Annotated in this window: 13 protein-coding genes; 3 read left to right on the forward strand and 10 right to left on the reverse strand. The window is 59.6% G+C overall.

The genetic code is table 11. The annotated features are described in order from the left end of the window. Nucleotides 1–44: 44 nt before the first annotated feature. Nucleotides 45–569 carry a CBS domain-containing protein gene (locus tag R1T40_RS00290; protein WP_106164672.1) on the reverse strand — a complete coding sequence of 175 codons (525 nt, stop codon included), beginning with the start codon at nt 567–569 and terminating at the stop codon, nt 45–47. A 78-nt stretch (nt 570–647) separates the two neighbouring features. Here R1T40_RS00290 and R1T40_RS00295 point away from each other — a divergent pair, with 78 nt between their 5' ends. Beyond that, entirely contained in the window at nt 648–830 is a 183-nt protein-coding gene (locus tag R1T40_RS00295; protein WP_106164673.1) for a hypothetical protein, read from the forward strand. 60 nt (nt 831–890) lie between these two features. On the opposite strand, the gene R1T40_RS00300 is transcribed toward R1T40_RS00295, so the two are convergent. Both R1T40_RS00300 and R1T40_RS00305 read right to left on the reverse strand, forming a co-directional pair. Then, nucleotides 891–1,973: a ParB/RepB/Spo0J family partition protein gene (locus R1T40_RS00300; RefSeq protein ID WP_317383988.1), complete on the reverse strand. Its 1,083-nt coding sequence runs from the start codon at nt 1,971–1,973 to the stop codon at nt 891–893. A 1-nt stretch (nt 1,974) separates the two neighbouring features. After that, nucleotides 1,975–3,345: an AAA family ATPase gene (locus R1T40_RS00305; protein ID WP_317383989.1), complete on the reverse strand. Its 1,371-nt coding sequence runs from the start codon at nt 3,343–3,345 to the stop codon at nt 1,975–1,977. Between the two features lie 672 nt (nt 3,346–4,017). On the opposite strand from R1T40_RS00305, the gene R1T40_RS00310 reads away from it, so the two are divergent. Beyond that, nucleotides 4,018–5,307: a replication initiation protein gene (locus tag R1T40_RS00310; protein WP_317383990.1), complete on the forward strand. Its 1,290-nt coding sequence runs from the start codon at nt 4,018–4,020 to the stop codon at nt 5,305–5,307. Between the two features lie 125 nt (nt 5,308–5,432). Here the strand turns inward: R1T40_RS00310 and R1T40_RS00315 are convergent, their stop codons facing one another. The 6 genes from R1T40_RS00315 to R1T40_RS00340 all read right to left on the reverse strand — a co-directional run bounded on the left by R1T40_RS00315 (nt 5,433) and on the right by R1T40_RS00340 (nt 12,480). Further along, a complete protein-coding gene (locus R1T40_RS00315) occupies nt 5,433–6,281 on the reverse strand; it encodes an ABC transporter permease (RefSeq protein WP_106164676.1) in 849 nt (282 codons plus the stop codon). Nucleotides 6,282–6,284: 3 nt separating this feature from the next. Further along, nucleotides 6,285–7,142, reverse strand: coding sequence for an ABC transporter permease (locus tag R1T40_RS00320; RefSeq protein ID WP_317383991.1), 858 nt, complete (start codon nt 7,140–7,142; stop codon nt 6,285–6,287). Then, entirely contained in the window at nt 7,142–8,233 is a 1,092-nt protein-coding gene (locus R1T40_RS00325) for an ABC transporter ATP-binding protein (protein WP_317383992.1), read from the reverse strand. The genes R1T40_RS00320 and R1T40_RS00325 overlap by 1 nt, the downstream gene beginning before the upstream one ends. A 156-nt stretch (nt 8,234–8,389) precedes the next feature. Further along, on the reverse strand, nt 8,390–9,454 hold the full coding sequence (locus R1T40_RS00330) for an extracellular solute-binding protein (RefSeq protein ID WP_106164679.1): 1,065 nt from the start codon (nt 9,452–9,454) through the stop codon (nt 8,390–8,392). Between the two features lie 246 nt (nt 9,455–9,700). Further along, the gene (locus R1T40_RS00335; RefSeq protein ID WP_317383993.1) at nt 9,701–11,215 is read right to left on the reverse strand and encodes a malonate--CoA ligase; all 1,515 of its coding nucleotides are present in this window, start codon (nt 11,213–11,215) and stop codon (nt 9,701–9,703) included. Nucleotides 11,216–11,232: 17 nt separating this feature from the next. After that, nucleotides 11,233–12,480 carry a malonyl-CoA decarboxylase gene (locus tag R1T40_RS00340; protein ID WP_317383994.1) on the reverse strand — a complete coding sequence of 416 codons (1,248 nt, stop codon included), beginning with the start codon at nt 12,478–12,480 and terminating at the stop codon, nt 11,233–11,235. 177 nt (nt 12,481–12,657) lie between these two features. On the opposite strand from R1T40_RS00340, the gene R1T40_RS00345 reads away from it, so the two are divergent. Next, nucleotides 12,658–13,311 carry a GntR family transcriptional regulator gene (locus R1T40_RS00345; RefSeq protein WP_317383995.1) on the forward strand — a complete coding sequence of 218 codons (654 nt, stop codon included), beginning with the start codon at nt 12,658–12,660 and terminating at the stop codon, nt 13,309–13,311. A gap of 115 nt (nt 13,312–13,426) precedes the next feature. Here the strand turns inward: R1T40_RS00345 and nqrF are convergent, their stop codons facing one another. Then, nucleotides 13,427–14,650: an NADH:ubiquinone reductase (Na(+)-transporting) subunit F gene (nqrF, locus tag R1T40_RS00350; RefSeq protein WP_106164683.1), complete on the reverse strand. Its 1,224-nt coding sequence runs from the start codon at nt 14,648–14,650 to the stop codon at nt 13,427–13,429. Nucleotides 14,651–14,658 lie beyond the last annotated feature (8 nt).

A 14,658-nucleotide genomic window follows, 5' to 3' on the forward strand; every position in this document is an offset into this window, starting at 1 on the left:
CCTTCTTGCATTGAGGTGCGATGACCTCAGCGCGACCGAAGCCCCTACCCCACAATCAACTGTTTCAGCTGCAGCGCCTCGTACTCCAGCGCAGTCAGACGGAAGTTCACGACGTCGCCGATGGTGATCATGCCAACAAGCTGCTCCTGCTCCAGCACCGGCATGTGGCGGAACCGTCCATCTGTCATGAGGCGCAGCACCTCAACCACCGATTGATCCGGTGTCGCCGTGATCACATCAGTGGACATCAGCTCCTCTACCGTCTGTGGCAGCGTCTTGCCCGGAGTATCCGCCAGACGACGCACAATATCCCGCTCTGACAGGATCCCGACCAGATCCCCCTGCGGGTTCTTGACCAGTAGCGCACCGATTCCCTTGTCGCGCAGAACCTCCACGGCCTTGGCCACGGTATCCTGCGGATTGATCCAGAACAGATCACCACGTTTGTTGGCGAGGACATCGCCAACCGTTGCTCGTGCGGCAGACATGTTGGTGTCCAGCGTCTGGCTGCTGGTCTTCTTGTCCAGCGTTTCGTCGCCCCGTGTTTTCGGAGTATATGAAGCAGGCATGGCGTTCCCTCTCTTTATCACCTTATACGGTATTACAAATCTCGCCCGAGTAAATGTGTTCCGACAAGGGAGACCAAATTGTCTGATCTTACGCTGACGCCAGCCGGCGCAACCGTGTTGTTCGTGATCGCCTGCCTGGCCGGATATCGCTATCGCACGGTCTGGAAGATGGAAGGCCCGCGCAGCCATCTTTGGCTTTTCGGCCTTGTCGCTGCGGGCTGTCTTCTGGTGCTGGGGTTTGTGCCGCTGCGGACCAGCTGATCGCGTCCCGACTGGCGCGGGCGGCCTCAGACCGCCCTGCCCGGTTGCCACTCTTTCCGCTTAGGTATCGGACTGCAAATGCATCTCGATCAGCTGCAGCAAGGCATCCACGCTCTGGGTATCCAGAGAACGTCCTTTAAGGTCGATGCGGACCGCCGAGGGTGACACCTCTGCCGACAGATCGCCACCGCCCGCCAGAGTGCGGGCCTTCAGCCGGGTCACCTGCCGCGGACGTCCACCGCGCGCCTTGTCCTTGGGCGTTGCGTCCAGATCTGCCAAGGCCGCTTCGACCACCCGCCATTCGGCCCGGTCACTGTCCGGCTGCGCACTGCCAAGCGCCTTGCGCAGGGCGCCCTGTCCGCCAGTCCGCAACGCAGCGGCCAGTTTCAGCCCCGCCTTTTCCGACATGGCATTTGGGAACCGCAACAGATCCCCCAGCCCCTCGTGAACCGCGGCGAAACTGCGCACCTTTGAACGCTTGGCCTTCGAGGCGGCAGCAAAGAGCGTGTCCACGGCCTCCTCGACCGAGGCGAAGACCCCCTGCCCCGTCACCAGAACTGCAATCCGGCCCCGCTCATAGGGCGTCAGATTGGCGCGCAGCTCATTTTCCTCGATCATCGAGACATAGGCGTCGGCGCTGTCAGTACCCTGGCGCAGGAAGGCCGGGATCGCATCAAACCCGTCTTCGCTACGGTTCAGTCGCGCAAAAGCCTCCAGTCGCCGGAAGCCGGACACAAGACCATAACGCCCCTCGTCAAGAGCCACCACTTCGACCGGGCTGCGCAGTCCGTTGGTGCGGATGGAGGCGATCAGCTCTTGCAGCTCGTCCTCATCCACCTGCATCCGATCTCGCCGCAGGTAGTCGCGGTCGATGTCCTCCAGCTGGATCTGATGCACGGCCTGCCCGGCCCCTTCGGCGTCACGCCATTTGTTGGCGTCGGCCTTGTCGCGGGCCATTTCAACCCGATCCGTAACAGCCGCCATCCCCCGCAGCTTTGCGGTTTCTGCCGAGACCTTGGCAATGGGTGGCGCGTTATTCTGGCTGTTGTCGAACGGATTCACGCTCGGTTTCGCGGCGAAACCCTCGTCCAACGCTTCGATTTCGGCAGCATCCGGTGCGGTCAGTCGTCTGCGTTTGGCCATCTTACTCTGCCCCTTCCATCTGGGCGTCGCGCCACCAGCTGCCGATGAGAAGCTCCTTGAACTCGGCATAGGTCCGGTCAAAGGTTTCCCGCCCACGTACATAGGTATCGCGGTTGAAGTCGCGATAATCCGCTTCATAGATCCCATTCACTTGCTCTCCCGCCTGGCCCACGAGGGCCGTGACATCCTGACGGTAGGCATTCATGAAATCGCCGAAGTAAGCTTGGATCACGTTTGCCATGTCCGTCTGCTGACTGGCGTCAAAGCGCGTGATCAGCGCCCTTACTACATCCCATTCGAACTTAATTTCAGGCAAACCGGCCGCACGTTGCGCAACGTTCTCTCCCTCCTCGATCGAGGCAAAGGTGGAATAGAGCATGTCAAAGAACCGACCCGTGCTGTCAAACTCGAGAAAGGACGCACCAAGAGGCACCAGCAGAATATCAGCCGCGGCAAGGGCGTTGATGGTCAGATACCCAAGGGCCGGCGGCGTGTCGAGAAAGACGATATCGTAATCGTCCAGAATGCCTTCGTCCTGCAAAAAGTTGTTCAGCGCATCCCACAACGGCCAACTGCGCAACCCCATGCGCCAGACGGGGATTTGAAACTCCGCCCAGTAAAGGTTCAGCTGCGCACCGATCAGATCGATATTTGGCCAATGGGTTTTTTGAATGACGTTTCGCGGCGAAACCGTCAGCGCTTCATTCAGCGTTTCATCCAATGGCAGTTCAGGCTCACCAGCCGCGGCACGCACCGCGTTTTCCTCCACCATGGATTTCGCATAATCCTTGGCGATGAGCGGGAACACAGTCGACCACTCATCCTCAATCTTGCCGCCGAGGATCGACGTCATGGAGCCTTGGCTGTCCAGGTCGATCACCAGAACCTTGTAACCATCGAGCGCGGCGGACATCGCCAGATGCGCCGCAGTCGAGGTTTTGCCCACGCCCCCTTTGAAGTTGGCAACAGCTGTCACTTTCGCCGGCAAACCTTTGGGTCGGTAGGGCAGGTATTCCTTCGTGGAAATTCCCTCGCTGGCAAAGTACTGACGAAGGGCAAGCACTTCTTCCAGCGTAAACCATTTTGAGCCACCTTCGCCTTCGCCTTGCGGCAGGTCCGGATGCGCTTTCAAGATACGTCGCAGATGCTGCGGTGCCACCGGTATCAGATAGCGGGTAATTTCCCAGACCGAGAACTTTCGCAGCCGCTTCTCCCCGTCCGGCGCATATCCACGACGGGCCAGGTCCTCTCGGCCTTTGCCACAGAGTGCGGCGGCCTTGGCAAATCGGGCGGTCTGGATCGGGTCAGGGAGCTTGCCAGCGGCTTTCTCCGGGTCCAAATTGAAATACGGCGGCAAGGTTGGGGTACTCATGAGGTTGCTCGATCTCGATGAATGTATGTTGATTTTGGTTATATGTCCAAGAATAGAGAACATCTTTGGCGGTGCATAGGCCTGAAGGGACGTGCCGGCGGGTTTTTCTGGGTGCCTTTGACTGGTTTCGTGACGAAACGTTGCTGTTTTCTCTTGGAAACCATAAAAATACGGCCAACAAAGCGTTTAATTATTTAGAGTCTTTAGATTCTTTGCTGCTGAATAACGCAATGAATTCAGACTACTAAATCATCTTGGGGACCTGTTTTCAGGCCGAGTGGTACCTATGTACAGGATCAAAGGTACCCGTATACGGGCGGAAAGGGACCTCAAAGCAGGTCTAAGGGTTCCGATTCTCAGGGGCGGGACGCTGCCGCACAGCCGCTCTCGATGCGCGCCTCCGTCGCGCTTACGTGTGGCAGAGCGTTGATTTCGACACTGAACTCCCAAATTAGAGCCTAGCACAGAACGTGCGCTGTGGCGCCATACGGGCCATGGGGCAGGCGGGGCCGATTCGCTCTCTGACGGGATGCGCAGGTTCTGGTCCTGTGCATGGGTACCTTTGAAGTGCCGTTGGCTGAGTTTAGCGAGATCACCAAAGGAACCCGTGCCGGATTGTCTGACAGGTTCCTTATGTGGCAGTCTGCGAAAAAACAAGAGGCAGATGATTCCATGGCAGAGCGGAGCTTTGACGACGACCGATTGACCGGCGCCCTGACGCGCGAAACGGTCAAGAAGAACGTCGCCGCGATTCACATCAGCGGCAAGCTGACGCTGCTGCAGCGCAAACTGTCAAATGTCTTGCTGCTTAACGCGTATGACACATTGACCACAGCGAGCAGTCACACGATCGACGCGCGGACGCTTGCGATGATGGTGGGGTATAACTCCAACGACGTCGACAGTCTGCGGGCCAGTCTGCGCGCTCTGGCCGAAACTGTTGCGGAATGGGATATGCTCGATGAGCAGGGGCATCAGGAGTGGGGCGTCTCTGCGCTGCTGAGTTTCGCCAAGTTGAAGAACGGCGTCTGCGAATACGCCTACTCGCCAGCCTTGGCGCAAAAACTGCATGACCCAAAGATCTATGCACTGATCAACGTCAAGATCCAACGCAACTTCAGTTCGGGCCACGGGCTGGCGCTGTATGAGAACTGCTATCGGTTCGTGCGCACCGGCTCGACTGGATGGTGGAGCCTTGAGATCTTTCGCAAGCTGATGGGCGTGGACGGATCCGCCTATTATGAGAGCTTCAAGCATCTGAACGCAAAGATCATCAAACCCGCAGTGGCTGAGGTTAACAAGAGCTCTGACATCATCATTGAACCGCAAACCCGCAAGAAGGGCAGGGCGGTCAGCGAGATCCGGTTCCTGATCCGCGAGAACCCGCAGATGGCAATGTTCCAGATTGATGATAGCGACGGTTTGCGCAATTTGCCCGTTTACAAAGCACTGCGGGGGCAGGGGGTTTCTGATCGGCTTGCGCGTCAATGGATCACGGAGCACGGCCCGGACTACGTGCAGGAAAAGCTCAACTATGTCGCGGGGCAGGGGGATGTGAAATCCAGCGTGGGCTATCTGCGTGCGGCAATCATGGGCGATTACAGCCCGTCTGAGGGCGGTGGCGCGCGCCAGGCTCCTGTCGATCCAGAAACCCAAGCACGTCTGGAAGAGAAACGTGCGGAGCAGGCCGCCGCACAAGCCGCCGAGGACGCCGCGTTTCAGGCCCGCGCAGCAGCGCGGCGTGACCGGGCCCGTCATCTTGATATCGTCGAAACACTGGTTTCGCGGCGAAACCCCACGCAGCGAGATGCGGACAAGCGCTTGTTTCAGTCCCGCCTGGAGAGCGAACTCGACCGGGAACACTTTCGCCAGCATGGATGGAGATCGGCGCTGAATGCAGCGAGCATTATCGCCTTCTGGCAAGAGCTGGAGCCAGATGCATTCGCTGAGGATGAGGGGTGATTTGCGTGTCACAGAGCGCGGACGGCCGGTGATCCGTTGGCAAGGTTTGCTCTCCCGATGACCGCTGCGGAGTGGTCACCGGAAGAGCGTGCAGCAGTGGCTGCCAAGGGTCTTTGTGTTGAGGGTTAGCGCCGCTGGAACAGTATCATGGCCAGCGCCAGCAGGGATGATCCCAGCATCAACAGCAGCGACACGGCATTGAGGAGCGGGGTCGAACCTTCCTTGAGCCTGTCGAACATGGCGATCGTGAGCGGCGCATCAGAGCCGACTAACATCAGCGTGGTGTTGAAGTTCTCAAAGCTCATCAGAAATGCCACGACCACCGCACCGATGATTGCGGGCATCAGAAACGGAATGGTGATGGTGCGCACTGCCGTGAGGCGGGTTGCACCGAGGTTGAGGGCGGCCTCTTCCAACGTGCGGTCGAATTTCTGCAGCCGGGCGCTGATGACCAGCGTTGCAATGGTGGTGATGAACGAGAACTGCCCCAGAACCACCAGCAGCAACCCAGGGCGCAGCGCCTGAATGTCCATTTGCGCCACGTCCCAGATGCCGTTGGCGAGCGTCGAGGAAAACACCAGGATGGAAATGCCAAGAACGATCCCCGGGATCACCAGTGGCAGCAACATCAGCACGTAAAGCACTGTCTTTCCACGGAAATCATAGCGGTTGAACAAGAAGGCATTGGTCGTTCCGACGCTGACCGACAGCACCGCGACACAGGCCGCAACAAAGACCGAGGTGCCGACCGCGCGGAGAATGCCACGCTCATGAAAGACGCCGATCTGGGGCGCCTCGGCGCCAAAGAACCAGTTCCAGGTGAACCCCTCCCAGGGCAGGGACGGGAATTGGCTGTCGTTGAAGGCAAAGACCGCAACCACCGTAAGCGGGAGCGCGAGGTAGAGAAAGAACATCAGCACATAGCCGCCATAGATCAGGCGAAAGCTGCGGGATTGGGGAATGGTGGGAATCATGGTTTACCCCATTGTTTCTTGCAAGGTACGTCCCGTCAGGCGCAGCATGCCCCAGACGATCACCGAAGACAGGAGCAGCAGCATGAAGCCGAATGTGGCGCCAAGCTCCCAGTTCGAGCGCACGATGAACTGGTTATAGATCATCTCGGTGAACCACAGACTGTCCTTGCCACCCAGCATCGTCGGGGTCAGGTAGTTGCCGAGGCTCAGCATGAAGACCACGATCGATCCGGAAACAATGCCCGGCATGGCGTGGGGGATGATGATCTCGCGCAGGACCGACAGACCGTTGCCGCCCAGATCATAGCCCGCCTCGATCACGCTGTCGTCGAGGCTTTCAAGCGTGGTGACGAGTGGCACCACCATGAACAACATCGACGTATAGACCAGCCCGACCATCATGGCGGAGTCATTATAGAGCATTTCGACAGGCTGATCCGCCAGACCCACCCATTGCAGGAGGTTCGAAATCAGGCCGGTTTCCCGCAACAGGATCATCCAGCCGAATGTGCGCACCAGCTCTGACACGTAGAACGGGATGAGGCAGAGCAGGAACAGCACCTGTTGCAGTCGCCCCTTGGCCATTTTGGCGATGTAATAGGCGACCGGAAAGGCGATCAGCAGCGTGATGCCGGTGGCGAGGATCGACATGATGGCCGTGCGCCAGAAGGTGCGCAGGTAAAGCGGTTCGGTCAGCGCCTTCTCATACTGCGCCAGGCTGGTGTCATAGACGCCAAAGCTGATGCGTTCGCGCAGCGAAATCAGCAGCATGTCGATATGCGGGATGATAATCAGCAGGCCGAGCCACAGAACAAGTGGCGTCAGCAGAAGGACAAATCCGATACGGGCGTGGTTGCGCATCAGACACTCTCCCTGAAACAGGTGGCCTGTGCGGCCCCCCAGCCGATATGGACCGTGTCGCCGCGTTTGAGCGCGGCGAATTCGCCGGATTGGGGCAGGGTGACCTCTAGCGTTTCGCCGACATTATCCTGGACCAGCACGCGCGAGGCCGCACCGTTGAACAGAATGCTGGTGACGGTGCAGCGCAGCTGGTTGTCAAACGTGGCCAGTGCCGCGGGGTCGGCGGCCAGGCGGATGGTTTCAGGGCGGACAAAGATCTCGGCCGTGTCGCCTGTGGACAGTTCATTCACGGCGGTCGCGCGCATGGCCAGTCCACTATCGGTACGCAGCTGAAGCGTATCGCCCTCGACCCGCTCGATCCGGCCTTTCCAGCGATTGGCCTCGCCAATGAAGCCAGCGACAAAGGGGGTGTCGGGTCTGTAATAGAGATCCTGCGCCGTGCCGACCTGTTCAAACCGCCCCTGGTTCATGACGGCGATCTGGTCGGACATCACCAGCGCCTCGGACTGGTCGTGGGTGATGTAGACAAACGTGGTGTCAAATGCGGCCTGAAGCGCCTTCAGCTCAACCTTCATATGTTCGCGCAGTTTGAGATCGAGCGCGCCCAACGGTTCATCCAGCAGCAGCACATCCGGTTCCAGCACCATGCAACGGGCGATCGCGACACGCTGTTTTTGTCCCCCGGACAGCTCATCGACCTTGCGGTGCCCAATGCCGGGCAGGCCGATGCGCTCCAAGGCCTCGTCGACTTTGTGGGCGATCTGATCCTTTGGCACCTTGTTGCGGCGCAGGCCGTAACCGATGTTCTCGGCGATCGTCATCATCGGAAACAGCGCCAGATGCTGGAACACCATGTTCACCGGGCGTTTGTTCGGAGGGGTGTTCAGAACGGAGCCGCCCTTGATCCGGATGTCGCCTGAGGTGGGCTCGAGAAAACCGGCAATCATCCGCATGATTGTGGTTTTGCCGCAGCCGGAAGGGCCGAGGATTGAGAAGAAGCTGCCTGGCGGCACCGAAAAGGACACATTATCGACAGCGGTGGTGGTGCCGAAGCGTTTCGCAAGCTCAGCGCATTCAAGATCAGGGGTCATGCAGGGGTCCGTTGTAGACGGTTCGGGTCAACACTTGAAAAAGGAAAGATCGCGGTATGCGCTCCCCGACAGGAAGAGCGCATACCGCGTTTCAGGTCTTTTCCAAAACGAGTGGGGCGGCATCCGCAGATCAGATGCCGCCCGTGTCAGAAGAAATCAGTTGGCTGCCTGAACGCGGTCCAGAACATCACCTTCGATGGATTCCAGACCGGCCGGAACTGGCGGGTACCACTTGATGTTGTCGATCGCCTCTTGCGGGAAGCTGGCCTGATACTTGGCTTTCAGGCTGTCTTCGGCAAATTGATCGGCACCTGCGGAGGCGGTGAAGTTCCCTGCAGACGCCGTGATCTTGGCGGCGACTTCCGGCTGCATCACAAAGTTGATCCAGTCATATGCCGCATCATCCGCCTGACCCTTGGCGGGCAGAACAAAGGTGTCGATCCAGCCCAAGGCGCCCGACGCAGGCGCAACAAAGGTGATATCGGCGTTGTCGTCGTTCAGCTTCCAGCCGCCGGTGTCCCATGCCATGGAGGCCGTGACCTCGCCGGAGCGCAGCAGGTTCATCAGCTCGTCGCCGCCGCCCCAGTAGGTTTTGACGTTGGATTTGCACTCGGTCAGTTTGGTTTCGACCTTCTGCATGATCTCGGCATATTTCTCTTCGTCGCCATAGGCCGCAAACGGATCTTCACCCAACGCAAAGGCAAAGCCGATCAGGGTCGGGCGCTTGAGCCGGTAGGAGACGTTGCCCGCCACTTCCGGTGCGCAGAGGTCGGTGTAGTCCTTGACCACGTCTCCGGCTTCGGCAGTGTTGATCACCAGGCCCGAGGTGCCCCAGACATGCGGCACGCCATAGACGTCACCGCCGACGGTGGTGTTGCCCATGGTGGCCTTCAGCATCGAGGGAATGAACAGCGACTCGTCCAGTTTCGACACGTCGATGGGCTTGTAGATGCCAAATTCCATCTGCGGGCCCATGATCCGGTCCTGCGAGGGCTGTGCCAGGTCAAATCCGCCACCGCCGGTTGCGCGCAGCTTGGCGATCATTTCCTCATTGTTGGATTTTGTCACCTCAACGGTATGGCCGGTTTCTTCCTCGAACATTTCGATAACCTCGTCGGGCGCATATCCACCCCAGGTCAGCAGGCGCAGCGTGTCCGCCGAAGCTGTCTGGCTCAGGGCCAGCACGGTCAGGCAGGTTGTGGTCAGCAGTGTCTTGGTCATGGTCTTCCCCTCTAGGTGTCGGATCGAGTTCGGGCACAGGATGCGCGGGGTTGACCGAACGGTCAAACTTTTTAATGGGTTGGCGCCGCTTAGGAGGCAAATTTTGCCGCATAATCATTATTTTCGCGACTTTTGCGATTGGATGAGAGGCTGAGTGGTGCCGCAGTAACGCAAGCGCACGGCGGACACCCACAGCAGGCGGCTGCTCTTCACAGTGGTCTTTCACAAGGGGGCCTTCACCGGCGATCAAGTGGCAAACATGTCCTTATACGCCTCGCGCAGAATGTTCTTCTGCACCTTGCCCATGGTGTTGCGCGGCAGCTCGTCGATGAGGATCAGCTGCCGGGGATGTTTGAACCGCGCCAGCTGGGACTGCACGGCCTCCATCATCGCCGCGGTGTCGGGTGTTTCGCCCGGAGCGGCAACGAGAATGCCCAACACCGTTTCGCCGAAGTCCGGGTGCGGCACGCCGATGACCGCGCTTTCCAGCACGCCGGGCTGGTCATCAAGCACCAGTTCGATCTCCTTGGGGTAGATGTTGTAGCCGCCCGAGATGATCAGATCCTTGTTGCGGCCAACGATGTGGACATATCCGTCCGCATCCACCTTGCCGAGGTCTCCGGTGATAAAGAACCCGTCTTCGCGCAGTTCGGCGGCGGTTTTCTCGGGCATTTGCCAATAGCCTTTGAACACATTGGCACCGCGAACTTCGATCTGGCCGACCTCGCCGTGGGGCAGGCTGTCACCGCTGGCGGGATCGGTCACTTTCAGTTCCACTCCGGGCAGGGGGAAGCCGACGGTGCCGGCGCGGCGCTCACCCTCATAGGGGTTGGAGGTGTTCATGTTGGTCTCGGTCATGCCGTAACGTTCCAGGATCCGATGCCCTGTGCGGGTCTCGAATTGCACATGTGTCTCTGCCAACAGCGGAGCGGAGCCGGAGATGAACAACCGCATGTGAGAGGTCAGCGCGCCCGTAAAGCGATCATCACTCAGCAAGCGGGTGTAGAAGGTCGGAACCCCCATCAGCGTGGTGGCCTGCGGCAGTTTTTCAATCACGACGTCGAGATCGAACTTTGGCAGAAAGATCAGGCTGCCCCCCGCGAGAAGGGTCACGTTGCTGGCGACGAACAGACCATGGGTATGGAAGATCGGCAGGGCGTGCAGCAGCACGTCATCGGCCGTGAAGCGCCATTCCTTGACCAGCGTCTCGGCATTGGACAGCAGGTTGTTCTGCGTCAGCATCGCGCCTTTGGAACGGCCCGTCGTGCCGGAGGTGTACAGGAACGCGGCGAGATCCTCAGCGTCGCGCGCGACGGTGTCAAACGTTTCGGGCATCGCTGCTGCCTGGTCGGACAGCGTGCCACTGCCATCCGCATTCAGCGTTTCCAGCCTGGCCCCAAGCTGCGTGGTGATCGGCGTTAGCGTGTCTTCCATCCGTGCGTCGCAGACCACGACGGAGGCGCCGCTGTTTTCAATGAAATAGGACAGCTCATCCGCGGTGTAGGCGGTGTTCAGCGGCAGGAAGATCAGACCGGCCTGCGTGCAGGCCGCATAGAGCGCCAGTGCTTCGGGGGATTTCTCAACCTGTGCGGCCACGCGATCACCGGGCGTGAGACCGAGGTGCGTCAGCACATGGGCGATTTGGGCGGTGATGCCGAGAAAGTCCTGATGGCTCAGAACTTTGCCATCCGGCAGATGCAGAAACGGGGTCGATTTGCCAGCATGGGTGCCAAACAGGCGATCATACAATGGGTTTGCCATGGGCGGGGCCTTTCTTCTTAAGCTGGAACACTGCGCGCCGTGGCGGCGAGGCTCTTGACCTCGGGGGCGCAGGCCACCTCTTGCGTGGTCGCGAAACGTTCGTGGTTCTGTGCAATGTTTTCGAGATCGTAAAGGTAGTTCACCATGGTTCCGGCAGACTGCGCGCGCCCCTTGTCGGAGGTGTCAGCCTCTGCGTGTACGGCATGGACAATCGCGCCATTGCCGAGGTGGAAGCGCGCGACCGGGTCCAGCGGCAAGCCTCCGGGCCGTTTGGCGTTCAACAGGTAATCCGCCGCCAGGGCACGCAGCCTTTCGGGATCCGCGTCTGTGGTCGAGATGTCCTCTGCCTCAAGCCAGCGGGTGAAGCCGGGGATGGGGGAGAGTGTGACAAAGGTGGACAGGCCGGACAGGTCCGTCGCCAGATCCGAAGCCACCTGTTTGATCAGCGAGCTGCCGAACGAAATGCTGGCCAGACCCGCCTGACAGTTGGAAATCGAATAGAAGGTGGCCGTATCCGCTTCGGTGGCGGGAATTTCCGCGTGATTCTCGCTGAGCAGGGTTTGCACTGAGTCGGGAATGCCCTTGGTCAGCGCCACTTCGACGAAGATCAGCGGCTCGTCCGGCATCGAGGGGTGGAAGAACGCAAAACAGCGACGATCCGCAGGTGCCAGACGGCGGCGCAGATCGTCCCAGCTGTCAATCGCGTGCACCGCCTCATAGGCGATGATCTTTTCAAGGATATGCGCCGGGCTTTCCCAGTTGATCGGACGCAGCACCAGAAAGCCCCGGTTGAACCAGCTGAGGAACAGGTGGCGAAAATCTATGTCCAGCGCTTCCAGCTCCGGCTCGCCGCGCCCCAGCCGCAACAGATCCGCGCGCATCCGCACCAAGGCCCCGGTGGCGTTGGGCAGGCGGTTTAAGCGGCGGATCAGCTCCTGACGTCGGGGTTCGGAGGCCGCCATAAATGCGCGATAGGATGCCTTGGAGGGATCTCTCTCGTAGGTCTCCAGCGTGGCGCGCACCGCATCTGGTGCGATGTTCATCGCCGAGGCCAGATGGCGAAAGAAGACAAGCTTGCCGTCATCATCGAGGGGCTCGAACCGGGACAGGATCTCTTCGGCCAGGGCCAGGCCGGAGGTCTCCCCGGCGGAGCCGACCAGGGCATCGGCCAGCTCCTGCAGCGGTCGTCCGTCCGAAGGTGCGGGTTGTACCGACCGCTGGCGGCGTTCAAAAACGGTCGACAGCAGCTCTGCAAGGATGCTCATGGCGCAGCTCCATCATCATGTTTGGCTCTGAGGTCCGCAGCCCCGGTAACAGACAGGGCAGCAAGATCACGTTGGTCATGCCACAAGGGTAGTCGCTTTATGTTTTTTCAGTCAACCGTATTGTATACAAGAATTAGATTCTTGAATTTAGTTGGAGCGTTGGTCATGATCTGACCTATGGAAAAACGCCGCGCAGATACCATTGCCGAACAGCTCGAAGCACTGATTTTCAACGGGACATATGCCGATGGGGATCGCCTGGACGAGGTGCGCCTTGCGGAGCAGTTCGGGGTGTCGCGCACGCCGCTGCGCGAAGCGTTTCAACGGCTTGCCTTGTCTGGCTTGCTCGAACTGATCCCGCGACGCGGTGCCTTCGTGCGCCAACCGGGCCCGGTGGAACTGTTGGAGATGTTCGAGGTGATGGCGGAGCTTGAAGCGGTGTGCGGTCGGCTTGCAGCGTTGCGGATCTCAGAGGCCGCGCTTGCCGAATTGCGCGAGGCGAACATCAGCTGTCAGACAGCTGTCACCGCCGGTGACGTGGAGGCCTATTACTCTGAAAACGAGCGGTTCCACAGCATCATCTATCAGCAATCTGGCAACAGTTTTTTGGCGCAGGAGGCCGCGAAGCTGCACAAGCGGTTGCAACCCTTTCGCCGCCAACAGCTTCGGTTCCGGGGGCGGATGGGCCAGTCCATGTCCGAGCATGAGCAGATTGTGCGCGCGCTGGAGGCCAGCAAGGCCGAGGCCGCGGCGGATGCCCTGCGCAACCACGTTGCGGTGCAGGGCGAGAAATTCCACCAGTTGTTGGCGACGCTGAAGAACACGGCTTAGCCCGCATCCGGTTTGTGGCGCGATGTGATGCGCAACGTGGGACAGGGCAGGGGGCAGATACGAAAAAGGAGGCCACCGGCCCCCTTCTTCTTTCTCTGATCTTGAGATCTGCGGGTCAGCCGCCGAAATCGTCGAGCATGATGTCCTCGCGATCCACGCCCAGCTCCAGCAGCATGTTGATCACCGACTGGTTCATGATCGGCGGACCACACATGTAGAACTCGCAGTCCTCGGGCGCCGGGTGGTTCTTGAGGTATTCCTCGAAGAGCACATTGTGGATGAAGCCGGTGTAGCCTTTCCAATCGTCTTCGGGCAGCGCGTCCGAGAGGGCTACGTGCCATTCGAAGTTGTCGAATTCTTCGGCCAGCTGGTCAAAGTCCTCGACAAAGAACATCTCGCGCTTGGAGCGGGCGCCATACCAGAAGGTGATCTTGCGGTCGCGATTTTCCAGACGCTTGAGCTGGTCAAAGATGTGCGACCGCATCGGCGCCATGCCGGCGCCCCCGCCGATGAAGACCATTTCCTTTTGCGTGTCGCGGGCGAAGAACTCGCCGAACGGGCCGGAAATGGTGACCTTGTCACCGGGTTTGAGGTTGAAGATATAGGACGACATCTGGCCCGGCGGAATACCGGCAGAGCCCGGCGGCGGCGAGGCAACGCGGACGTTGAGCATGATGAGGCCCTTTTCGTCCGGGTAGTTCGCCATCGAATAGGCCCGCTCGATCGGTTCCGAGACTTTGGACTCATACTGCCACAGATTGAACTTGTCCCAATCCGGGCGGTACTCTTCTTCGATCTCGAAGTCCTTGTAGGACAGCGCGTGGCTGGGCGCTTCGATCTGGATATAGCCACCGGCGCGGAAGTTGACATCCTCGCCCTCGGGGAGTTCCAGCACCAGGTTCTTGATGAAGGTCGCGACGTTCTCATTGGAGCGCACGGTGCACTCCCACTTTTTCACGCCAAAGACCTCTTCTGGCACTTCGATATCCATGTCCTGCTTGACCGCCACCTGACAGGACAAACGGTCGCCACAGGAGGCTTCGCGCTTGGTGATATGGCTTTCTTCGGTGGGCAGGATGGAGCCGCCACCGGAATGCACGCGCACGCGGCATTGCGCACAGGTGCCACCGCCGCCACAGGCAGAGGGGACGAACATCTTTTCCGCCGCCAGCGTCTGCAAAAGCTTGCCGCCTGCGGGAACCGAGATGGTTTTCTCGCCGTTGATGGTGATGTTCACATCGCCCGAGCTGACGAGTTTCGAGCGGGCTGCCAGAATGATCGTCACCAAGGCGACAACGATCAGGGTGAACAGGAGAACGCCTAGTCCGAATGTAGTCACGTCTGGCC

This window comes from Tritonibacter scottomollicae (assembly GCF_032924845.1).
Classification (GTDB): domain Bacteria; phylum Pseudomonadota; class Alphaproteobacteria; order Rhodobacterales; family Rhodobacteraceae; genus Epibacterium; species Epibacterium scottomollicae.